General features: G+C 36.5%; 21 protein-coding genes. 15 read left to right on the top strand and 6 right to left on the bottom strand.

The window, feature by feature from the left end:
* Positions 1 to 170: 170 nt before the first annotated feature.
* The 3 genes from MP477_RS18545 to MP477_RS18535 all read right to left on the bottom strand — a co-directional run bounded on the left by MP477_RS18545 (position 171) and on the right by MP477_RS18535 (position 1,686).
* On the bottom strand, positions 171 to 614 hold the full coding sequence (locus MP477_RS18545) for a carboxymuconolactone decarboxylase family protein (protein ID WP_230040956.1): 444 nt from the start codon (positions 612 to 614) through the stop codon (positions 171 to 173).
* A 7-nt stretch (positions 615 to 621) separates the two neighbouring features.
* Entirely contained in the window at positions 622 to 1,050 is a 429-nt protein-coding gene (locus MP477_RS18540) for a DoxX family membrane protein (RefSeq protein WP_257191545.1), read from the bottom strand.
* 63 nt (positions 1,051 to 1,113) lie between these two features.
* Positions 1,114 to 1,686: a Crp/Fnr family transcriptional regulator gene (locus MP477_RS18535; RefSeq protein ID WP_257191544.1), complete on the bottom strand. Its 573-nt coding sequence runs from the start codon at positions 1,684 to 1,686 to the stop codon at positions 1,114 to 1,116.
* Between the two features lie 65 nt (positions 1,687 to 1,751).
* Here MP477_RS18535 and MP477_RS18530 point away from each other — a divergent pair, with 65 nt between their 5' ends.
* The 4 genes from MP477_RS18530 (at position 1,752) to MP477_RS18515 (ending at position 5,590) form a co-directional block, all read left to right on the top strand.
* Entirely contained in the window at positions 1,752 to 2,117 is a 366-nt protein-coding gene (locus MP477_RS18530; protein WP_230040962.1) for a DUF1304 domain-containing protein, read from the top strand.
* 537 nt (positions 2,118 to 2,654) lie between these two features.
* Complete coding sequence (locus MP477_RS18525; protein ID WP_257191543.1) at positions 2,655 to 3,905, top strand: glycine betaine/L-proline ABC transporter ATP-binding protein; 1,251 nt, start codon at positions 2,655 to 2,657, stop codon at positions 3,903 to 3,905.
* A gap of 1 nt (position 3,906) precedes the next feature.
* Complete coding sequence (locus MP477_RS18520; protein ID WP_230040965.1) at positions 3,907 to 4,734, top strand: proline/glycine betaine ABC transporter permease; 828 nt, start codon at positions 3,907 to 3,909, stop codon at positions 4,732 to 4,734.
* Between the two features lies 1 nt (position 4,735).
* Complete coding sequence (locus MP477_RS18515; protein WP_257191542.1) at positions 4,736 to 5,590, top strand: glycine betaine ABC transporter substrate-binding protein; 855 nt, start codon at positions 4,736 to 4,738, stop codon at positions 5,588 to 5,590.
* A gap of 69 nt (positions 5,591 to 5,659) precedes the next feature.
* On the opposite strand, the gene MP477_RS18510 is transcribed toward MP477_RS18515, so the two are convergent.
* The gene (locus MP477_RS18510; RefSeq protein ID WP_257191541.1) at positions 5,660 to 6,049 is read right to left on the bottom strand and encodes a helix-turn-helix domain-containing protein; all 390 of its coding nucleotides are present in this window, start codon (positions 6,047 to 6,049) and stop codon (positions 5,660 to 5,662) included.
* 178 nt (positions 6,050 to 6,227) lie between these two features.
* Here MP477_RS18510 and MP477_RS18505 point away from each other — a divergent pair, with 178 nt between their 5' ends.
* Entirely contained in the window at positions 6,228 to 7,217 is a 990-nt protein-coding gene (locus MP477_RS18505) for an NADP-dependent oxidoreductase (RefSeq protein WP_257191540.1), read from the top strand.
* Positions 7,218 to 7,220: 3 nt separating this feature from the next.
* Positions 7,221 to 7,697, top strand: coding sequence for a cupin domain-containing protein (locus tag MP477_RS18500; RefSeq protein WP_257191539.1), 477 nt, complete (start codon positions 7,221 to 7,223; stop codon positions 7,695 to 7,697).
* A 766-nt stretch (positions 7,698 to 8,463) separates the two neighbouring features.
* Here MP477_RS18500 and MP477_RS18495 read toward each other — a convergent pair.
* Positions 8,464 to 8,925: a thiol:disulfide interchange protein gene (locus tag MP477_RS18495; protein WP_257191538.1), complete on the bottom strand. Its 462-nt coding sequence runs from the start codon at positions 8,923 to 8,925 to the stop codon at positions 8,464 to 8,466.
* Positions 8,922 to 10,991, bottom strand: a complete 2,070-nt coding sequence (locus MP477_RS18490) for a TonB-dependent siderophore receptor (protein WP_257191537.1) — start codon at positions 10,989 to 10,991, stop codon at positions 8,922 to 8,924. The genes MP477_RS18495 and MP477_RS18490 overlap by 4 nt, the downstream gene beginning before the upstream one ends.
* A 124-nt stretch (positions 10,992 to 11,115) precedes the next feature.
* Between MP477_RS18490 and MP477_RS18485 the strand changes: the two genes are divergently transcribed.
* The 9 genes from MP477_RS18485 (at position 11,116) to MP477_RS18445 (ending at position 21,123) form a co-directional block, all read left to right on the top strand.
* Positions 11,116 to 12,267 carry a homogentisate 1,2-dioxygenase gene (locus MP477_RS18485; protein ID WP_257191536.1) on the top strand — a complete coding sequence of 384 codons (1,152 nt, stop codon included), beginning with the start codon at positions 11,116 to 11,118 and terminating at the stop codon, positions 12,265 to 12,267.
* Positions 12,268 to 12,676: 409 nt separating this feature from the next.
* A complete protein-coding gene (locus tag MP477_RS18480; protein ID WP_257191535.1) occupies positions 12,677 to 14,188 on the top strand; it encodes a succinate CoA transferase in 1,512 nt (503 codons plus the stop codon).
* A 196-nt stretch (positions 14,189 to 14,384) separates the two neighbouring features.
* The gene (locus MP477_RS18475) at positions 14,385 to 15,659 is read left to right on the top strand and encodes an acetyl-CoA hydrolase/transferase family protein (protein WP_230040974.1); all 1,275 of its coding nucleotides are present in this window, start codon (positions 14,385 to 14,387) and stop codon (positions 15,657 to 15,659) included.
* Positions 15,660 to 15,797: 138 nt separating this feature from the next.
* Positions 15,798 to 16,589: a hypothetical protein gene (locus MP477_RS18470; protein WP_257191534.1), complete on the top strand. Its 792-nt coding sequence runs from the start codon at positions 15,798 to 15,800 to the stop codon at positions 16,587 to 16,589.
* Between the two features lie 239 nt (positions 16,590 to 16,828).
* Positions 16,829 to 17,959 carry a 4-hydroxyphenylpyruvate dioxygenase gene (gene hppD, locus MP477_RS18465; RefSeq protein ID WP_230040976.1) on the top strand — a complete coding sequence of 377 codons (1,131 nt, stop codon included), beginning with the start codon at positions 16,829 to 16,831 and terminating at the stop codon, positions 17,957 to 17,959.
* Positions 17,960 to 18,032: 73 nt separating this feature from the next.
* Positions 18,033 to 18,494, top strand: coding sequence for a hypothetical protein (locus MP477_RS18460; RefSeq protein WP_257191533.1), 462 nt, complete (start codon positions 18,033 to 18,035; stop codon positions 18,492 to 18,494).
* Positions 18,495 to 18,550: 56 nt separating this feature from the next.
* A complete protein-coding gene (gene fahA, locus MP477_RS18455; protein ID WP_257191532.1) occupies positions 18,551 to 19,798 on the top strand; it encodes a fumarylacetoacetase in 1,248 nt (415 codons plus the stop codon).
* A gap of 31 nt (positions 19,799 to 19,829) precedes the next feature.
* Positions 19,830 to 20,237 carry a GxxExxY protein gene (locus MP477_RS18450; protein ID WP_257191531.1) on the top strand — a complete coding sequence of 136 codons (408 nt, stop codon included), beginning with the start codon at positions 19,830 to 19,832 and terminating at the stop codon, positions 20,235 to 20,237.
* A 61-nt stretch (positions 20,238 to 20,298) separates the two neighbouring features.
* Positions 20,299 to 21,123 carry a flavin reductase family protein gene (locus tag MP477_RS18445; protein WP_230040980.1) on the top strand — a complete coding sequence of 275 codons (825 nt, stop codon included), beginning with the start codon at positions 20,299 to 20,301 and terminating at the stop codon, positions 21,121 to 21,123.
* The last annotated feature ends 23 nt before the right edge of the window (positions 21,124 to 21,146 follow it).

Here is a 21,146-nt window from a genome sequence, read left to right as displayed (position 1 = left end):
ATAACGCTCACAAATTTTACAATTAATACAGGACAGAGCTACTCCGTCTCATTGTTTTATACAAAAAGAGCTTTTCAGTTTTGAAAAGCTCTTTTATAAAGTAAATGGTAAGCAATGATTTCATCCTCATAAATTTCTTTCTCCATGCTTCCTGCGACCTTACTTTATTTCTATTTTGCAACTGGAAGATGGGTACTTATTGCAATTCTGTTCCATGCATTGATGGTTACAATAGCCATGATGATCTGTGCGATCTGATTTTCATCAAAAATTGACTTAGCTTTTTGGAAAGTCTCTTCCGTCAATCCTGCATGACTGATTAAAGTGATCTCTTCTGTCATTTCCAACAGTACCTGTTCCTCTTCTGTAAATAATTCTTTGGCTTCTCTCCATCCGTCAAGGATAAAAATTCTCTGAGTAGTTTCACCATATTTAATGGCATCTTTAGTGTGCATATCAAGGCAAAAAGCACATTTATTAATCTGTGAAGCCCTGATTTTAATTAATTCCTTCTGGATATGGTTTAAAGAAATAGTCTGTAGGTATCCTTCCAACCCCATCATCGCTTTATACGCTGCTGAATCTACTGTTGCAATATTTAATCTTGCGCTCATTATGATATTATTTTTTGGTTAATTGATCTATACTAAAAGAATATTGTTGCTGAGAAGCCAATAAAAATGCCCCTGCACATCCTACCCAAACAGAATAATCAAGAGGGGCTTTAGCTCCCAATGCAATAGTCATTGACACCGCAAAAATCAACAGGAGAAAACCGCTTCCATAGGCTGCAATTTTTGTTTTAAATCCTAAAATCAGCATCAGCGGAAGAAGGGTTTCCAAAAGTGTTGCTGCATATGCGGAAGCCGTACTTAAAGCTTCGGGAAGAAAAAATGTCAGTTTTCTTGTGTATGCTTCAAAATTGGCCATATTTCCCCATGCAGCGTTGGCGCCCCAAAAACCAAATCTGTCTGCTACTGCAGAGAGCATAGTCACTGAAAGGGCTAATCTTAAAAATAACTGCGGAAATTGATTCTGTTGATTCATCATTGTATTGGCTTTTAATAACATGACAAATTTCCAAATTATAAATGATAAAAATCTTAAACTGGTTTAAGATCGTAATTTTGCTCTGATTTCGCTGAGATATTCCGGAGTAAGATTTAAAAAAGAAGCAATTAGATATTGTGGAATCCTTTGAATAAACCAAGGATATAATGTACTGAAATGAACATATAATTCTTCCCGCGACATTTCATACAAATACCGTATTCTCCTCTCTGATGCGGCATATGCCCTTTGATAGATCATTCGAAAATAGCGCTCCATCACAGGGTGCTTCTGCAGTAACAACTCCTGATCTTCCAAGTCTATGACCAAAATGGAAGAATGTTCCACTGCCTGAATAGAAAAATCAGACTGTATTTGTCTTTCATAAGCAAATGTATCCGTGATCCACCAGTTTTCTATCGCAAATTCAGTAGTTTGCTCTACTCCTTTTTCATTGATAAAGAATTTTCTCAGACAGCCTTTATTAACAAAATACATATGTTTACAAATTTCTCCATCAAGCATTAAATTTTGTTTTTTTCTGACCTCCAGCACCTTAAAAAAAGAAAGAATAGAAATATATTCCTCTTCGGTTACACTGATAAATTTGTCTAAATGTATCTTAAAACTATCCATCTTTAGATTTAAATACTCAAACTTAACTTTATTTTTTTAGTTTTACAATGACAAAATAGTAAATCATGGAACTCATTGCTAAAATTCTGATAGCAGTTGTTGCGTTAGAACATATTTATATTCTCTGGATGGAAATGTTTGCCTGGGAAACAAAAGGAAAAGAAGTTTTTAAGGCGGCGTTACCTGCAGAAATGTTTAAGCCTACTAAAGGGCTTGCAGCCAATCAGGGCCTGTATAATGGTTTTCTGGCTGCCGGGCTGCTATGGTCGTTTCTCATCAAAGATCCTCAATGGCAGGATAATATCGCCCTTTTCTTTTTAGGATGTGTTGCGGTAGCAGGAATCTACGGAGCCATTTCTGCCACTAAGAAAATATTTTTTGTACAAGCTCTGCCTGCAATTCTGGCTATTATTGCTGTTTTATTGAAATAATTTTATAGGTCGTATTTTAAAAATCTTCTTAAAATATGGACTTTGTAAATACTCTTTTCTCCTGAATGATAAGAGTAAAATCTCTATGAATATCCGGTTCATAACCAGACTTAAAACCAGCTTTTTAAGGTTCAAAAAATCCATTTAATATAAAATTCGTAAATTTGCACCGTCATAAGAAATTGATATACAGATTTTTTTATGCTGATCTGCATTTTGATGGAATGTAGAAATTCAAGTTGTTCAGTACACATATCTTTATTACTTCATCAGTAATTTAATTGTAGAATCTATGTAAAAGATTAATTTCTTTTTACGTGATACACTCTTTTTCTAGAGTATAATCTATTGACATATTTAAAATAAACATAAGGCCTGAGGTCTTTATGGTCTTATTTTTTTGTGAAAAGCTTTTATTACCAGAAGCTTATATAGATTATTTTTTACTATTGCCATCAGCAGAACAACTGAGATAAAGCATAACAATGGATTGGTTTACAATCTCTTATACTATTTATTAATTGAAAAACCCTGAATATGGAAAAAAATGAAGACAGTAGAAAAGTAAAACTTAAAGTTGAAGATCTGACTATTATTTTTGGTAAAAACAAAGAAAAAGCACAGGAACTTTTAGACAAAGGTTTTTCCAAAAAGGAAATTCTTGAAAAAACCGGTTGTACGGTAGGAATCAACAAAGCCAGTTTTGAAATTTATGAAGGTGAATTCTTTGTGATTATGGGGTTATCGGGAAGTGGAAAATCTACTTTACTGCGCTGCCTCAACAGACTGAATGAGCCCACCTCCGGAAAAGTATTTATCAATGATGATGATATTACCAGTAAAAATAATAAAGAGCTTCTGGAAGTAAGAAGAACGGAAATGAGTATGGTATTTCAAAAATTTGGATTACTACCCCATCATACTATTTTAGACAATGCAGGTTTCGGACTTGAAATCAGAGGAGAAAGCAAAGCTTCCCGTGATGAAAAAGCCCAGAAAGCCCTGGATATTGTAGGATTAAATGGTTTTGAAAATCAGTTTCCTTCCCAACTTTCAGGAGGAATGCAGCAGAGAGTAGGATTAGCAAGAGCCCTGGCCAACGATCCTGAGGTATTGCTTATGGATGAGGCTTTCTCCGCACTGGATCCTCTGATAAAATCTGAAATGCAGGATCAAATGCTTGAATTGCAAAATACATTACAGAAAACCATTGTTTTCATCACCCATGATTTGGATGAGGCTATTAAAATTGGAGACCGTATCGTCATTATGAAAGATGGTGTGATAGAACAAATAGGAACAGCCGAAGATATTTTAACCAATCCTGCCAGTGACTATGTAAAAGCTTTTGTAGAGAAAGTAGATCGTAAAACAATCATTACTGCTAAATCTTTGATGTTCGACAAAGCTACAGTGGTGCGTTTCAAAAAAGACGGACCTGAAGGAGCTTTAAGAAAAATGAGAACAACAGGATTAGAAAACTTACCTGTCGTAGATTTTCAAAATAAATTTCTGGGCTTTGTAACGCTTAATGATATCGTCCGGATTGCAAAGAAAAAAGAACCCACAGTAGAATCGGTGATCAACAGCAATGTTCCTTCCGTCTATCCGGAAGTTACTGTAGAAGAAATGTTACCGTTAATTTCCGGAAACAAATCAGCCATTGCCGTGGTAGATGAAAACAATAAATTCTTAGGTCTTATCACCCAGCTATCTCTCATCATAGAAGCTACAAAGTTTAACGAAGAAGAGATCATTGAATTAAAAGAAATCGCAAACAATCAATAAGATGAATAAAACTATAGATATAGGTCAATATGTAGAAACTGCAATCAATTGGCTCACAGAAAATGGAAAACCTGTATTTGATGTCATAAAACATATAGGAAACGCCTCTATTATGGGGATTGAATGGGTGCTGGTAAACACTCCCTTTTATGTTATCATTCTCTTTTTTACGCTACTGGCATTGTGGAAAGCCGGAAAAGGCATCGCCGTGGTGACTGCAGCAGGGTTGAGTTTAATATTTTTAATGGGATTATGGAAAGAAACCATGGAAACCCTTGCCCTAATTTTTGTAGCTACCCTTACTGCACTTATCATTTCTATTCCCTTAGGAATTTGGGCTGCCAAAAGCAAAATAGCAGCAAAAATCATCCGCCCTTTACTGGATTTGATGCAAACAATGCCTGCATTTGTATATCTGATTCCTGCTGTATTATTTTTCAGTATCGGTAAAGTACCCGGTGCTTTTGCAACGATCATTTTTGCGATGCCACCAGCGGTACGGTTAACGACATTAGGAATTGAAGCTGTTCCGAAAGATATTGTAGAAGCAGCGAGGGCTTTTGGTGCCACCAACCGCCAGATCCTATTTAAAGTAGAACTTCCTTTAGCTATGAAAACTATTTTAACAGGAATTAATCAAACGATACTATTATCCTTATCCATGGTTGTTATTGCAGGAATGATTGCTGCAGGCGGTTTAGGTGAAAAAGTATTGGAAGGAATTAATAATCTGGACATCGGATTAGGATTTGAAAGTGGATTATCAGTTGTGATTTTAGCTATTATCCTCGACCGGATTACTCAAGGATTTGTAAAGAAAAAACAATAAGATGAAAAGTTTAAAATATCTATTTTTCCCAATTTTAATGGGAATATGCTCTGTATTAAATTCATGTGAAAATATAAAAAACTCTAAGTATATAACCATCGGAATGGTAGATGGCTGGGCCGAAGATGTTGCCATGACGCATGTTGCCAAAGCTATTTTGGATCAGCAGGGATATCATGTAATTATTCAAAAAGCGTCTACAGATATGATTCTGGCTTCGATGAATAATGAAGATACAGATATTTTCATGGGGGTTTGGCTGCCTTATACGCACGCTAAAAAAGTGGCTAAATTTCCGGGATTAATAAATATGGGAACAAATTATGACAGCGGCCGTATAGGATTGGTAGTTCCGGAATACATTCCCGTTACCTCCATTGAAGAACTTAATCAGCATAAGGATCAGTTCAATCACAGGATCATTGGAATTGAGAAAGGAGCAGGATTGACATCCGGAACAGATCAGGCTATTATTGATTATAAACTGGATTATAAACAAATCAACTCCTCTACTATTGCCATGATCACTGAATTACAGAATGCCATACAACGCAAACAATGGATTGTTGTTGCAGGATGGCAGCCTCACTGGATGTTTGGAAAAATGAAACTTAAGTTTCTTAATGATCCGAAAAAGACATTTGGCGAAGCAGAGCAGATTAAAACATATGCCAGAAAAAGCTTTGGTAAAGATCATCCGGAGTTGGCAAAATTCTTTTCTAAACTCCATTTTGATGATGAACATATGGCTGATCTTCTAATCAAAATGGAACACAGTAAAAATAAAGAAGCTACTGCCATAAAATGGATGGAAGAACATCCTGAAGTGGTAAAATTATGGTTAGATAAAAATTAACGGAACGGTGCAATTAAGCATCATCTAAATCCTCAACTCTTCACCGGGTCTGAGGATTTTTTGATCAATTTATAATTCAGAAGCATTCATGGATTCTTTGATCTTCTCCCGATGAAGTATTCCCCAATTAACCAATGTTTCCGTCACCGGGAATACTGATTTTCCGTATTCGGTAACAGCATAGGTTACAGTGATGGGTTTTGTATCCTGAATCGTTCTGGTGATCAGAAGGTTAGTCTCCAGTTCTTTCAGTTCTTTACTCAGCATCTTGGCGGAGATTCCTTCAATACCCCGTTCCAGCTTTTTAAAATGAATTTTCTGATCAGGTCTGTTGGTCAGATATCGCAGGATCATCAGTTTCCATTTTCCGCCTAATACATCCAGGCTATCACGCATCGCGAACAATTCTTCCGTGCAGCTCGCTTCTCTTTCTATTCCGTTTTCAATGATTTTTGCCATAATAGTTTCATAAAGGTAACTAGTTACCATTTGTTAACTAGTAGCAAATATAAACTATTCCCTCTTTACATTTGTGTATCATATTAACAGTATGAAATCGCAATGATTTCTCAAACGCAACCAATCGTGAGGACGATACGATTGCATATGCCCTTTGAAAAAAAATAAATATCAACATATGAAAGCAGTTATTTTAAATAAGAATTTTCAGTTAGAGGATGGAATGGCAGAAAAGCCACCTGTAAAAAGTAATGAAGTTTTAATCCAGATCAAAGCAAGTGGATTCAACCCCATCGATTATCAGATGCTGGAAAACGAACTTGAGCGAAAACTGATCAGTTCCCCGATCTTAGGAAGAGAATTATCCGGAATTATAGTAGACAAAGGTCCCGAAGCTACACAATTTAATATTGGTGACGAAGTCTATTGTGGTAGTGGTTCTATGGGAAGCAATGGTACTTATGCTGAATATATAGTTGTCCCTGAATCCATTGTTTCTTTTAAACCAAAGAATATTTCGTTTGAACAAGCGGCTTCCATTCCTTCAGTAGGACTTACTTCTTTGCAGGTCTTTAACCGGTTGAAACTAAGTCCAGAAAATACAGTTCTTATAACGGGTGCAACCGGAGGCGTTGGTTCATTTTTGATTAAACTTTTATTAGCCCATAATATCCGGAAGATCACAGCAACGGTTGGCAGTGAGGCAAACAGACAAATCCTGCTTAATATGGGGCTAAAAGATCATCAAATCATCAATTATAGACAAGAAACCCTTATTGAAAACATTTTAAAAGCCAATAATAATCAGCCATTTGAGTTTGGGATTGATCTGGTAGGAAATTACATGTCAGAAGTGACGGCAGAAGTTTTAAAGATCAACGGAACTTATGTAGATGTAACAGCTTTAGCCACTAAAGACGCTCATGAAATTCTTTTCAACAAAGGAAGTCTGATTATGAATATCTCCAATTACACGTATGGAATGGTCAAAAAATATGAGTATTACAAAAACAGTTTACTTGAAATAAAAAAGCTCATCGAAACCGGAACTATTACGCCGCCTCAGCATAAGATAATAGGAAATCTTTCTTTGGAAACTGTTCTGCAGGCACATTCTATTTTAAAAAACAATCAAGCCCAGGGTCATAAACTCATTATGAAACATTAATCAATGAACAAAATACCAAGAAGAATCGTAACAGGAATTCAAGACGGAAAATCTGTTATTCTCGAAGATCAGCCGGTAGAAAATGTGGCAGAACATTTCCCGGGGCTTATTATTTCTGATGTATGGAATACACAACAAGCACCGGCAAGCTTAAACTTTGAAGCCCCAATTCCTAATACCGGATTTCCGCAAACGCCAAAAAATGGTACTTATTTTAGATATGTAGTGGTACCTCCGGATAAAGATTTAGGAGTTGAGCTTAAAGACAATGAACCTCATCCGATGATGCATCAGACCCCTACACTGGATTATATCATTATTCTTTCCGGTGAACTCTATCTGATCATGGAAGAAGGTGAAACTCTTCTCAAGCCCGGAGACATCGTCATTCAAAGAGGCACAAATCACGCGTGGAGCAACCGGTCTGATGAACCTTGCATTCAGCTGGCTGTGTTGATCGATGCTGAAGGAGAGAATTAAAAGATTTAATTATCTAAAAATTTAAAGAATGGAATAGTTCTCACAAATTTTAAAAATGTATTAAATAAAAAAATCTGGGGAATCTGTAGTCTGTGAGAAATAAGAACAAGATTTTGTAGGTAAGTTGGACAAACACAAAGGCGCAAGAAAATCAAGGATTTTCAGCAAGGATTATATTCCTCATAAATAAGTATAATCGTAATCAACAGCACTCAATTTTATCACAGATAAAATCTTTGCGTCTTCATAGCATAAAGTATCTAAAAACCTTTTGCGTCTTTGCGTTGCCAACAATTATTTGAATGAGGTTTATGTTATAATATGTTGGAAAAACGCAAAGGCGCAAAGATGTTTCATTATAAATAGCTTTTAAGACGCAAGAAAATCAAGGATTTCAGCAAGGATTATATCCTCATAAATAAGTATAATGGTAATCAACAGCATTCAATTTTATCACAGATAAAATCCTTGCGTCTTATCACGTAAAGTATGTAAAAACCTTTTGCGTCTTTGCGTTGCCAACAATTATTTGAATGAGATTGTTATAATGTGTTGGAAAAACGCAAAGGCGCAAAGATGTTTCATTATAAATAGCTTTTAAGACGCAAGAAAATCAAAGATTTCCAGCAAGGATTATATTCCTTATAAATAGTATAATGGTAATCAACAGCACTCAATTTTATCACAGATAAAATCCTTGCGTCTTATAGCATAAAGTATGTAAAAACCTTTTGCGTCTTTGTGTTTTCCAACCAAAAACAGCACCTTACAAAGCAGAAACTTCCAACAGTTTCTGTTTCATTTTTTCAGCAGTAAACTGTCCCTCATGATAATAGATCAGCTTCTGGTCTTTATCCAGGATGATCCACAGCGGATATACAGGTTGGTTTTTATTTTTTGACAATGCCAGCGCCAACTCATGGATTCCAGAATTCCCATTCTGTAGATAGTCAAACTCCTGATTCTGGAAATGGATTTTTCCCTTCGTTTTCTCTGCCTCAAAATTGATAAAATAAAAGTGCTCATTCATCATTGTAACCAGGTCTTTATCTTTACTTAAACGGAAAGATTCAATTTTACAAATGGCACACCAGTCTGTATAAAGATGGATGACAGTAGGCTTAGCTTCTACTTTTCGCAAAGCTTCTACTTCAGAAAAAGTGCCTGTCTTCATCTGCGACAGATAAAAACAGGGCACTAACATTAAAAATAAAGCTAATTTTTTCATTTCAAAGTATATTTTACACCCAAAAACCCTCTGATACGCTGCATGGGAGCATACCCATACGCCGTATCAAAAGTATAATGATTGGGGTTGCTGATGGGATCATCAACATGATTGTCAAATGGGTCAAACGGTCTCATTAAAGGATCTTTGGGCGTAAAATTGAATAAGTTTTTTACTCCGCAATACACTTCAAAGCCGGATGTAAAGCTCTTTGAAACCTGAATATTGGCCAAAGAATAGAATGGTGAATATTCCGGACGGAAATCATTAAGTAATACAGGAAGTCTCATCGGCCCATAAAACTGCCCGGTAAAATCTACCGTAATATTACTTGGAAATCTATACGTCAGGTTATAGGTCCCGCTCCATTTTGGGGCATGTAACTGTTGTGTTTTTTGATTTTCATTATCAAATTTCTGATATACATCAAGATAAGTTACTCCTAAGTTGACACTTAAAGGAAAGCTGAAGCTAAAATCTACATTCAGTGAAGCCCCTCTCGAAATTCCATATCCGTGAAGATTATCATAAATAATTTTATTAGGATCAGCATCAAAATCACCTACGATTTTATTACTGAAATAGGTATAAAATGCAGAAGCATCAAGATTCACCATACGGGTACCCACGGGAATTTTCCAGATATAGTTCAGGTTTCCATTAACCGACCTTTCAGGTTTAAGGTCAGACTTTACGACTACTTCACGGGAACCCGTTAAAGCTGCATGATCTTCGGTAAACAAATTCACGACCCTGAACCCCGTTCCAAAGTTGAAACGCAAAGTATGATAAGGATTCGGTGAAAACTTCCACGCTAATCTTGGGGAATGCACCGAATGATGTACTTTATCATAATCATATCGGTAGCCCAACAGCAAGGTGTTTTTGTCATTCATCTCCCATTGGTCCTGAATAAATGCTCCCCAGATCGGAGATTTCATCGGTGCGTTGGTTATCCCGTCTGCTTTCAGAGTTCCCGGTGTATTGTCATCATAAAATGTTCTTTTAAAGGTAAGTCCGGCTGTGATATCATGTTTTCCAAAACTCTTGTCCCAATACGTTTGTACAAAAGCCACTTTTTGAAGCGCATTAAAAGGATTAGCTCCATAAAAAGAATTCTGGTCATGATAATTGTAAGAAAACTGAGTCACAATATGCTCTTTTACAGGCCATTCATACAAACCGAAAACCTCGGCTCTGTTGGTATATATACTTTCCCCATATACTTTATCACTTCCGCGGTAAGATTTATTCCATTGCATTTCTCCTCCGAAACGGTCTTCATATAGGTATCTCATGGCAAAGCTCGCCTGGCGGTTTTCTTTTCTTTTAAAATTCCATTTGTTAAAAACAGAAATCCGGCTCTGTAAGGTGGCATCGGTGAAATTATCTTTGTTCTGATCTATTTTTTCCTGAAAACTGAAATAATTTAAACTTAATAATGACGCAGCATTTTTCCCTACACTAAACTTGGTAGAGAGGTCCAGATTGTTCTCACTCCATGTTGTGGTCATCAGATCCACGCTCAATTTTGGGGCAGTCAATGCATTTTTAGTAATAATATTAATTACTCCTCCCATTGCTTCAGAACCATAAATAGAAGAAGCCGGCCCCTTTACCACCTCTATCCTATCCACCAGGCTGTTCGGAATTCCACTCAATCCATATACCGTAGAAAGCGAACTTACAATAGGCATTCCGTCAATCAGAATCATGGTATAAGGACCTTCCAGCCCATTGATATGAATGTCACCTGTATTACAAACGGAACAGTTCAGCTGAGGTTTTACTCCGTTTACCATAGCGATGGCTTCGAAAATACTTGGAGTGGGATTCTTCTGAAAAAATTTTTGACTGTAGATCTCTACTGCCACAGGGCTTTTGGACCTGCTCATCGGTTTTATGGTTCCGGTAACCACTACATCTTCAATACTGCTGGTTTTAATTTCTCTTCTGGAAATTCCGGTTGAATCTATATTTTTATTTTGATGTAAACTTAAACTATCTGTCTCCTGAGAGAAACAATAGGATGATAAAAAAGTAATAGAAAATAATATTCGTTTCATGAAATTAAAATTGTTAGACAAATCTAACAATTATTTTTGAAAAACAAAACTTCAAACTTAATATTTTGGTTTGAGTCAATTCATGAAAAATGATTAAATTTGAGAAACTACATATAAAAGTAAAATGAGATATCATTTATCGGGAAACATCCCACCAAAAAGACATACCATCTTTAAGTCTCCGGAAGATAAATTTTACTATGAACAGCTTTTCGGAACAGAAGGCTTTCACGGTATCTCTTCTCTGCTCTATCACATCCATCGCCCTACCCAGATAAAATCAATTGGGGAGCCTAAGGATGTGACACCGAAAATTGCGGTAGAAAAAAATATTACGCCCAGAATGTTCAAGGGAATGAATGTAACTCCTGAAGATGATTTTATGGACAGCCGAAAAATCCTTTTGATGAATAATGATCTGAAAATGGGATTGGCAAAACCAAGAAAATCAATGGACTATTTCTACAAAAATGCCGAATGTGATGAGCTTTTATTCGTTCATGAAGGAGCCGGTATCTTAAAAACCTTTGTAGGAGATCTTGAATTCGGGACCGGTGATTATCTTATTATTCCGAGAGGAACCATTTATCAGGTGGAGTTACAGTCTGAAAATACAGTATTTTTTGTTCTGGAAAGCCATTCTCCTATTTATACTCCCAAAAGATACAGAAATGAATTCGGACAGCTTTTGGAACACTCGCCATTCTGCGAAAGAGACATGATTGCTCCTGTTTTCAAAGAGCCTAAAGATGAAAAAGGAGAGTTTTTAATTAAAGTAAAAAAAGAAAACCAGATTACAGACTTCATTTATGCAACACACCCATTTGATGTCGTAGGCTGGGACGGATATTTTTATCCTTATAAATTCAATATCAAAAACTTTGAACCGATTACGGGAAGAATTCACCAGCCCCCACCGGTACACCAGAACTTTGAAGCCCATAACTTTGTAGTATGCTCATTCTGTGCCAGAATGTATGATTACCATCCACTGGCTATTCCGGCTCCTTACAATCACTCCAATATTGATTCTGATGAAGTCTTATTCTACACCGAAGGAGACTTTATGAGCCGTAACCACATTGACCTGATGGATTTCACTCTTCATCCGGGTGGAATTGTACATGGGCCTCATCCAGGGGCTATGGAAAGAAGTATCGGTAAAAAATTTACTGAAGAATATGCCGTAATGGTAGACCCTTTCCGTCCTCTGAAAATTACAGAAGAAGCTTTAAAGGTTGAAGATCCGTCCTATAAAACATCATGGCTGGAATAATTGAAACGATTGTAATGCTTTAGTCTGAACCACAAAAAAATTAAGCCCTAAGTTTTACAAAGTGAATATAATTTCACAAAGAAGGGCACTTAAGTTTTTGAAAATCGAAAATTTCCTTCTAAGATGTACTTTAGACAACATTATTATTAACTTCCTTAAGTAGACTAAAACGTTTAAACATAAAGCTTTTGTGAATTTTTGTTTAAAAATTCTGACAGATCTATCCAATCGTAAAAGCCTAAACAATTTCATAGAAAAAGTATTGCTGAATACATATAAAAGACCCTTTAAAGTGCTTTATTTAAAGGGTCTTTTTCGTAAATTTGTAGGAGATGGTTACCATTTATAATCACCATTATTTTTCATAACACATCCTAAGTAATGGTGGTTACCACAAAATCAAGATTACATGTTAGAAAGAATCAGATTAGAAAGTCTACACCAAAAAGTGACAACAGCTGAAAATGCTGTAAAAATGATTAAAGACGGTATGGTCATAGGATCTAGCGGATTTACAAAAGCGGGTGACAGCAAAGCAATTTTGCCGGCATTAGCTGAAAGAGGAAAAACAGAAGACATTAAGGTCACTTTAATGACCGGAGCTTCATTAGGGCATGGTACCGACGGTAAATTGGCAGAGGCTAATGTTCTAAAGAAAAGGATGCCCTTCCAGGTAGATCCTATTTTAAGAAATAAAATTAATAATGGAGAAATTCTATTTATTGATCAGCATTTAAGTGAAAGTGCCGAACTGCTTCACACTAAAAACCTACAGACTATTGATCTGGCGGTGATTGAAGCAGCCTATATTGAAAGAGACGGAAGCATTGTTCCTACCACTTCTGTAGGAAACTCAGTCACTTTTGCAGCTTTGGCTAAAAAAGTCATCATCGAGATCAATACCGAAGTTCCTGAAGAAGTATATGGTATTCACGATATCTACCAGGCTGAAGACTATCCTTACAGAAATGTTATTCCCATTGTCGCTCCATGGAACAAAATAGGAAGAAAAAGTATTCCCATTGATCCTGATAAAATTGAGGCTATTGTTTTTACCCACCTTAAAGACAGCCCTGCAGATATAGCAGAACCCGATGAAAAAACAACCGCTATTGCAAAACATCTCCTTGGTTTCTTTGAAAATGAAGTTCTTTTAGGACGTCTTACCGATAGGCTACTTCCTCTTCAGGCCGGGATTGGTAAAGTGGCCAATGCCGTTCTTACAGGATTTAAGGACAGTAATTTTTATGACCTTACTATGTTTTCTGAAGTGCTTCAGGACAGTACCTTTGATCTCATAGATTCCGGTAAGCTAAGTTTTGCTTCCGCATCTTCCATTACTGTTTCTAAAGAATGCTATGAAAGAGTAATGGGAAACCTTTCAAAATACAGAGAAAAATTTGTTTTAAGACCCCAGAATATTTCCAATACCCCAGGATTGATCAGAAGATTGGGAGTAATTGCCATCAATACTGCAATAGAATTTGATATCTACGGAAATGTAAATTCCACCCATATCGGTGGGACAAAAATCATGAACGGAATCGGAGGTTCCGGAGATTTTGCAAGAAACGCTTACTTAAGTATTTTTGTAACCCAGGCTGCTTCCAAAGGAAACAATATTTCCCATGTACTTCCTATGGTTTCTCACACCGATCATACAGAGCATGATGTTGACATTTTGGTGACCGACATCGGACTGGCTGATTTAAGAGGTCTGGCTCCCAGAGAAAGGGCTCAAAAAATAATTGACAACTGTGTGCATCCAGATTATAAGGAAGAGCTGCAGTCCTACTTTCACAGAGCCTGTGAAAGAGGTGGCCATACTCCTCATATACTTGAAGAAGCTTTCAGCTGGCATTTGCGATTTTCTGAAACAGGAAGTATGAAACAGAAAACCGAAGTCCCTATTTTAAATTAAAAATTAAGTATACCCTCACAAAGGACCGAATGTATTGCGTTCGGTCCTTTGTTTTTTATTTGAATTCCTTATGTTCAGCATGATAAAAATCTCCTAATATGCATAGAATATTTAGAATAAGTAAAGCTGATAAAGCTTATCTTTGAAAGAAGACAGGTGTTTTATGAGATAAAATTAATATCAAAAAAAGTAAAATATGCATAATTACATAAGCGCTGAAGAAGCAATATATACTATCAAAAGTGGAAACCGGGTATTTTTCCATGGCAGTGCATGTACTCCTAACTACCTTATTGATGAGCTGGCAAGACAATCTCACCGGTTGGAAAATGTGGAAATGGTTTCCATTACCCAACAGGGAAATGTAGAAATTGCAAAACCGGAATATAAAGACAGTTTCTTTGTCAATTCTTTATTTGTTTCCACGCCGGTTCGTGATGCTGTCAATTCAGACAGAGGAGATTTTGTTCCCGTATTTCTCAGCGAAATTCCTATTTTATTCAGAAAAAACATACTGCCCTTAGATGTGGCCTTAATAACCGTTTCACCTCCTGACAGGCATGGTTTCTGTACGCTGGGAACTTCTGTAGATATTGCAAGATCGGCCGTGGATACGGCAAAAATAATCGTTGCTATCGTTAATCCAAAAATGCCCAGAACCCACGGTGACGGAATGATCCACATCAGCAGGATTCACAAGCTGGTATGGCATGAAGAAGAACTTCCCACAGTAGATTATGGTTCCAAAGTAGGTCCTGAAGAAATGCTTGTAGGAAAAAATGTGGCCGAGCTTATTGAAGACAGGTCTACCCTTCAGATGGGTATAGGAACAATTCCCGATGCTGTTTTAAAGTGTCTGGGTAATCACAAAGATCTGGGAATTCATACCGAAATGCTCAGCGACGGAGTCATTGATCTTATTCAGAATGATGTAATTAACAACAAATATAAAGGCTATAACGATAATAAAACCATTACCAGTTTCTGCTTTGGAACCAGAAAATTATATGATTATGTGGACGACAACACGGTGTTTGCATTCCGGGATGTAAGTGAAGTTAATTTCCCCATCAACATTATGAAAAATAAAAAAATGGTAGCCATTAACTCAGCTATTGAGATTGACCTTACCGGCCAGGTATGTGCCGACTCCATAGGCACCATGCAATACAGCGGTATCGGAGGACAAATGGACTTTATGAGAGGTGCGGCATTGGGGGAAGATGGAAAACCAATCATTGCCATCACTTCAAGAACCCGAAAAGGAGTGTCCAGAATTGTCCCTTATCTTAAACAGGGAGCTGGTGTAGTAACTACCAGGGGACATATTCATTATGTAGTGACCGAATACGGAACAGCTTATCTGTATGGCAAGAACCTTCGTCAGAGGGCGCAAGAGCTTATTAGTATTGCTCACCCTGATGACAGGGAAATGCTGGAAAGAGCTGCTTTCGAAAGATTTAAACATTAATTAATCAAATAAATAAAATTTTTAATGTACTTTTATTTAGAATCTAAAAAAATATTTTCATGCCAAGACAAGTTAATCATAAGAAAAACATTAACTTTTTGGCAGTATTTTTGATAAAATCATTCTAAAACAAGGAAATTGAAAACGATATATAATTCGATACGAGAAGAAGTTGAAAAGCATTCGAAGGTAAGGAATTCTGTTTTGGGGAATGTGAATGAATGGAAAAGAAGCCATTATATTATCCTATCCGAAATTATCAAAGAAGAATTATCTGAATCAGAAGAACTGAAAGGAGGAAAAAAATTCGAAATAGGAACCACTATTTCACACGTTACATTACAGCGTTTTTTTGAAAACGACTATCAGGATAAAACCCATAGCGATCTTAGATTTTTAAAAACGCTGGATAAGATATGTATCTTTCTGGGGTATAAGGATCTTAATGATTATATCCTATCTCTAAGACATAAAACACAGGAGAATAAAGAAGCTGATGATCACTCATTTCTGACGCAAATGGTTTATGATTATTGTTCCACAGCTTTTGAATTCTGTAAACATTTTCCTAATCATAACACTGGACTTTTCAAAGATTTGGTATTTGATGATTCTCCATTTTTAGAAAGAGTTTCACAGTTCAGTAAAGAATTGTGTGAAAAAGATTTTCAGCTGGTCACAAAAAATAACCGTTCCAATTATGAAGTTTTTGACATTCATGTTGTTACAGATGAACCCGATAAAAAAATACTGGAATCTCAGGAATTCTGGAATCTTTTATTCAAAGTAGGAAAAACGGGCGAAGAGCATTTTGTCAATCAGCTCAGCACTCAGATTTACTTTATCAGAAAAGTGGATGACACCTGGAAGATCTGGGATAATTACAATCCTGATGCCGGAAGCTTAAACAGGAAAATAGAAGACCTATAAAAAATAAGAAAGCCGCAGAAGATCTTCTGCGGCTTTCATGTTCGAAAATATTTTTTTTCACTTGTCTTTTGTATTACAAATGTAGGAGGTCCGTTCCTAAACCAAGAAACTTAAATATACTTAAATGAACTCTTCTTTAATTTTATGTTAAATAAACACCCGGATTTCTGTTTATTATTTTCCCTATGTCCAAGATTTTTGTAATTTGCATACCAATAAAATAAAAGTAAAAAGAAAATATGTCAACACTAACATTTGCCGAAAAAATTGCTCAAGCAGAGAATTTCTTACCAATTAACGGTACGGATTATATTGAGTTTTATGTAGGAAATGCAAAACAGGCTGCCCATTATTATAAAACCGCTTTTGGTTTTCAGTCTGTAGCTTATGCAGGACCTGAAACAGGAGTAAGAGACCGTGCTTCTTATGTTCTTCAACAGGGAAAAATAAGATTGGTTTTAACTACCGGGCTTAAGTCTGATTCTCCAATCAGTGAACACGTAAAAAAACATGGTGACGGAGTGAAAATTTTGGCACTTTGGGTAGATGATGCTTATGCAGCTTTTGAAGAAACTACAAAAAGAGGCGGAAAACCTTATTTAGAGCCTGTAACAATGACTGACGAACATGGTGAAGTAAGAATGTCCGGAATCTATACTTACGGAGAAACGATTCACATGTTTATTGAAAGAAAAAACTATAAAGGAGCTTTCATGCCAGGATATGAAAAGTGGGAAAGTAGCTACAACCCTGAAGAAGCCGGGTTATTGTATGTAGACCACTGTGTAGGAAATGTAGACTGGAACAGAATGATTCCTACTGTAGAATGGTACGAAAAAGTAATGGGATTTGTGAATATCCTTTCCTTTGATGACAAACAAATCAACACAGAATATTCGGCTTTGATGTCTAAAGTAATGTCTAACGGAAACGGGTTTGCAAAATTCCCTATCAATGAGCCTGCAGAAGGTAAAAAGAAATCTCAGGTAGAAGAATACCTTGATTTCTATGAAGGAGAAGGTGTACAGCACATTGCTGTTGCTACAAAAGATATTATCCACACAGTAACAGAATTAAAAAAACGTGGCGTAGAGTTCCTTTCCGCTCCTCCTGAAGCTTATTATGATATGGTTCCTGAAAGAGTAGGTCATATTGATGAAGATCTTAAAAAATTACAGAGTTTAGGTATACTTATTGATCATGATGAAGAAGGGTACTTACTTCAGATTTTCACTAAACCTGTAGAAGACCGCCCTACCCTATTCTTTGAAATCATTGAAAGGCACGGTGCACAGAGTTTTGGTGCCGGAAATTTCAAAGCGTTATTCGAAGCACTGGAAAGAGAACAGGACAGAAGAGGAAATCTTTAATTTTACAATATATACTAAGTTTTGTCAGGATGTCAGAGTCTTGACAAAACTTTTTTATAAAAACACACAGCATATGAAAAAATTTTTAATAGGAATTCTATTTCTTGGAACATTAGGCTTAAAAGCTCAGTATGGAACTTTGGATGCAATTCTTACCAAACTTGAAGAAAGAAAAGGCATCAATCAGAATCTCGACAATGTAAAAATTGACAATAAAAAGTTTGTTTTCATTAAAGATGAGGCAGACCATACAGAAAGAGATTTTATTATTATCAAAGGAAATGATGCCACTTATGTAGAAGTTTTTGATGATAAAGCTACCGGAGAAAGCAGTTCCAATGTTTTTACAGGTGACATCATCAGAAAGAAAAACATTATTTCTTTAAGAGCCGATAAGCTTGAAGATAAAAAAATTCCGTTACCGGTAACTAAAACCCTGATGCTCACTAAGCAGAAGGATATTCTTTATCTCATTGATGTCAATACCAGAGACCGGTGGATTGATGAAGAATCCTACTCGAAAAAGGCAAAATAAATCCTGAGACAGCAGTTTCCCAGGATAGTATTTTAATCTAACTTAAATCTAAACTTATGAAATCATTTGTAGACTATTCCTCAAATTCGGATTTTTCTATACATAATATCCCTTTCGGAGTCGCAGTTTTTAATAAAGAATACATCGGATGCTGTACAAGGATTGGAGATCAGGTTATTGATCTGGCAACCTTATATGATCTTGGGTATTTTGAAGATATTGAAGGATTGGACGACAATGTTTTTGAAGCATACACCATCAACGAATTTATTGAACTGGGCAAACCGGTGACCAATGCTGTTCGTACAAAAATCCAAACGTTATTACAGGAAGGTTCTGCTCTTTCAAAAGACCAGAAAACCATTGAAGAAGCATTTTATGATCTTGACAAAGTGAAAATGATGATGCCACTGCACATTCCGAACTATACGGATTTCTACAGTAGCATTGAACATGCTACCAATGTAGGAAAAATGTTCCGTGATCCCGCCAATGCTTTATTGCCAAACTGGAAACACTTACCGGTAGGTTATCATGGAAGAGCCTCTTCTATCGTAATTTCCGGAACGGATATTAACCGTCCTAAAGGTCAGATGAAGCCTGCAGATGTGGAAAAGCCTGTTTTTGGTCCTTGTAAACAATTAGATTTTGAACTGGAAATGGCCTTCATCATCAACAAAAATACAGAGATGGGAGAAAGCATTTCTACAAAAGACGCTGAAGATGCTATTTTTGGAATGGTAGTTTTCAACGACTGGTCTGCAAGAGATATCCAGTCTTGGGAGTATGTGCCGCTAGGGCCTTTCCTTGCTAAAAACTTCGGTTCATCTATTTCACCATGGGTAGTTACCCTTGAAGCGCTAGAACCATTCAGAACCGCTTCTCCTACACAAGATCCTGAGGTCTTAGACTATTTAAAATTTGAAGGAGACAAAAACTATGATATTAATCTTGAAGTCTATATCCAGCCTGAAAATGGGGTGCAAAACCTGATCAGTGAAAGCAATTACAAGCACATGTACTGGAATATGACACAACAGCTGGCTCACCACACCGTAAACGGATGCAACGTGGAGGTAGGTGATCTGTATGCCAGTGGTACCATCTCAGGGAGCGATCCAAAATCTTTCGGTTCTATGCTTGAATTGACATGGAGAGGGCAAAATCCTTTATCATTAAGCAACGGAGAAGAAAGAAAATTCATTGAAGACAATGATACCGTTACCATGAAAGCATGGGCTGAGAAAGATGGTATAAGAGTAGGCTTTGGTGAAGTTTCTGGTAAAATTATCCCAACGCTTTAAATTTTTAACCACAAAAGTCACAAAAGAATTTATGGTTACACAATCATATTTAACAGATCTGACTTATAAGATAAACGGCGCCTGCATAGAAGTTCACAAAATTCTAGGCGCCGGTTTACTGGAAAGTGTATATCATAAGTACCTGGAGGAAGAGTTCAGGTTAAGAAATATTAATTTCAAATCTGAACTGAAAGTTCCTGTACACTATAAAGGAAAAGAAATTAATTGTGATTTCTTTTGTGATTTTCTAATTGAAGATTTAATTGTGGTAGAATTAAAGTCAGTCGTAAAATTAAACGAAATTCATCGAGCTCAACTTCTAAACTATATCAACTTAATGAAGAAACCCAAAGGCATTCTGATCAATTTTAATGTAAAAAACATCTATCATGAAGGACAGGAAACTTTTGTGAATCAATATTATGATATGCTTTTTTAAACTTTAAAAATTAAAGCTATTTTACTTAAAACTTTTGTGTCTTTTGTGGTTAAATAAAAATATGAAAACAGTAATACCCTCTGAAATAACCTCCGTACAGCTGCAAACCATCATGCAGACTGCTGTGTCACCGCGCCCGATTGCATTAGCTTCTACGGTAGATAAAAACGGTACGGTCAATTTATCGCCATTCAGCTTTTTCAATATGTTCAGTACTGTTCCTCCGATCTTGATTTTCTCACCATCGAGGAGAGTGCGTGATAACACGACTAAACATACTCTGGAAAATGTTCTTGAAGTTCAGGAAGTGGTGATTGGAACGGTAAACTTTCCAATTGTTCAGCAGATTTCTTTAGCTTCTACAGAATATGAAACGGGAGTCAATGAGTTTATAAAATCAGGGCTCACTATGAGAGATGCTGATTTGGTAAAGCCTAAGTTGATTGAAGAATGTCCGGTTAATTTTGAATGCAAGGTTTTAGAAGTAAAATCTTTGGGTGATCAGGGAGGAGCTGGAAATCTTGTGATATGCGAAGTTCAGAAGATTCATATCAGAGAAGAGTACCTGAACGAAGCCGGAAATCTGGATCAGAAAAAACTCGATATGGTAGCCCGCCTGGGAGGCAACTGGTATTCCCGAAGCAATGAAAACAGTCTTTTTGAAGTACCAAAACCTCTTGTCACAAAGGGTATCGGCTTTGATCAGCTGCCTGAGCCTGTTAAATACAGTAAGGTTTTCACAGGAAATGACCTCGGAATGCTTGCCAATGTAGAAATATTGCCCGCAGGAGACTTTCATGCAGATGAAAATATTCATGAGGAAGCACAGAAGCTATTATTGAAAAGTAAGGTGGAAGAAGCCTGGATATTACTAACGATAAAATAAAGAAAGCCTGAGATTTCAGGCTT

This window comes from Chryseobacterium sp. WG23, from assembly GCF_024586575.1.
Lineage (GTDB): Bacteria > Bacteroidota > Bacteroidia > Flavobacteriales > Weeksellaceae > Chryseobacterium.
Note: the sequence above shows the minus strand (reverse complement) of the source record. Positions and strands in the feature narration are given on the sequence as shown.

Bases quoted from the DNA above. Each gene is read 5' to 3' on its own strand.
- MP477_RS18445 (WP_230040980.1), top strand. From the start codon at position 20,299: ATGAAAACAGTAATACCCTCTGAAATAACCTCCGTACAGCTGCAAACC.
- MP477_RS18460 (WP_257191533.1), top strand. From the start codon at position 18,033: ATGAAAAAATTTTTAATAGGAATTCTATTTCTTGGAACATTAGGCTTA.
- MP477_RS18545 (WP_230040956.1), bottom strand. From the start codon at position 614: ATGAGCGCAAGATTAAATATTGCAACAGTAGATTCAGCAGCGTATAAA.
- MP477_RS18495 (WP_257191538.1), bottom strand. From the start codon at position 8,925: ATGAAAAAATTAGCTTTATTTTTAATGTTAGTGCCCTGTTTTTATCTG.
- hppD (WP_230040976.1), top strand. From the start codon at position 16,829: ATGTCAACACTAACATTTGCCGAAAAAATTGCTCAAGCAGAGAATTTC.
- MP477_RS18490 (WP_257191537.1), bottom strand. From the start codon at position 10,991: ATGAAACGAATATTATTTTCTATTACTTTTTTATCATCCTATTGTTTC.
- MP477_RS18525 (WP_257191543.1), top strand. From the start codon at position 2,655: ATGGAAAAAAATGAAGACAGTAGAAAAGTAAAACTTAAAGTTGAAGAT.
- MP477_RS18540 (WP_257191545.1), bottom strand. From the start codon at position 1,050: ATGATGAATCAACAGAATCAATTTCCGCAGTTATTTTTAAGATTAGCC.
- MP477_RS18535 (WP_257191544.1), bottom strand. From the start codon at position 1,686: ATGGATAGTTTTAAGATACATTTAGACAAATTTATCAGTGTAACCGAA.
- MP477_RS18520 (WP_230040965.1), top strand. From the start codon at position 3,907: ATGAATAAAACTATAGATATAGGTCAATATGTAGAAACTGCAATCAAT.
- MP477_RS18505 (WP_257191540.1), top strand. From the start codon at position 6,228: ATGAAAGCAGTTATTTTAAATAAGAATTTTCAGTTAGAGGATGGAATG.
- MP477_RS18485 (WP_257191536.1), top strand. From the start codon at position 11,116: ATGAGATATCATTTATCGGGAAACATCCCACCAAAAAGACATACCATC.
- MP477_RS18510 (WP_257191541.1), bottom strand. From the start codon at position 6,049: ATGGCAAAAATCATTGAAAACGGAATAGAAAGAGAAGCGAGCTGCACG.
- MP477_RS18475 (WP_230040974.1), top strand. From the start codon at position 14,385: ATGCATAATTACATAAGCGCTGAAGAAGCAATATATACTATCAAAAGT.
- MP477_RS18480 (WP_257191535.1), top strand. From the start codon at position 12,677: ATGTTAGAAAGAATCAGATTAGAAAGTCTACACCAAAAAGTGACAACA.
- fahA (WP_257191532.1), top strand. From the start codon at position 18,551: ATGAAATCATTTGTAGACTATTCCTCAAATTCGGATTTTTCTATACAT.
- MP477_RS18500 (WP_257191539.1), top strand. From the start codon at position 7,221: ATGAACAAAATACCAAGAAGAATCGTAACAGGAATTCAAGACGGAAAA.
- MP477_RS18530 (WP_230040962.1), top strand. From the start codon at position 1,752: ATGGAACTCATTGCTAAAATTCTGATAGCAGTTGTTGCGTTAGAACAT.
- MP477_RS18515 (WP_257191542.1), top strand. From the start codon at position 4,736: ATGAAAAGTTTAAAATATCTATTTTTCCCAATTTTAATGGGAATATGC.
- MP477_RS18450 (WP_257191531.1), top strand. From the start codon at position 19,830: ATGGTTACACAATCATATTTAACAGATCTGACTTATAAGATAAACGGC.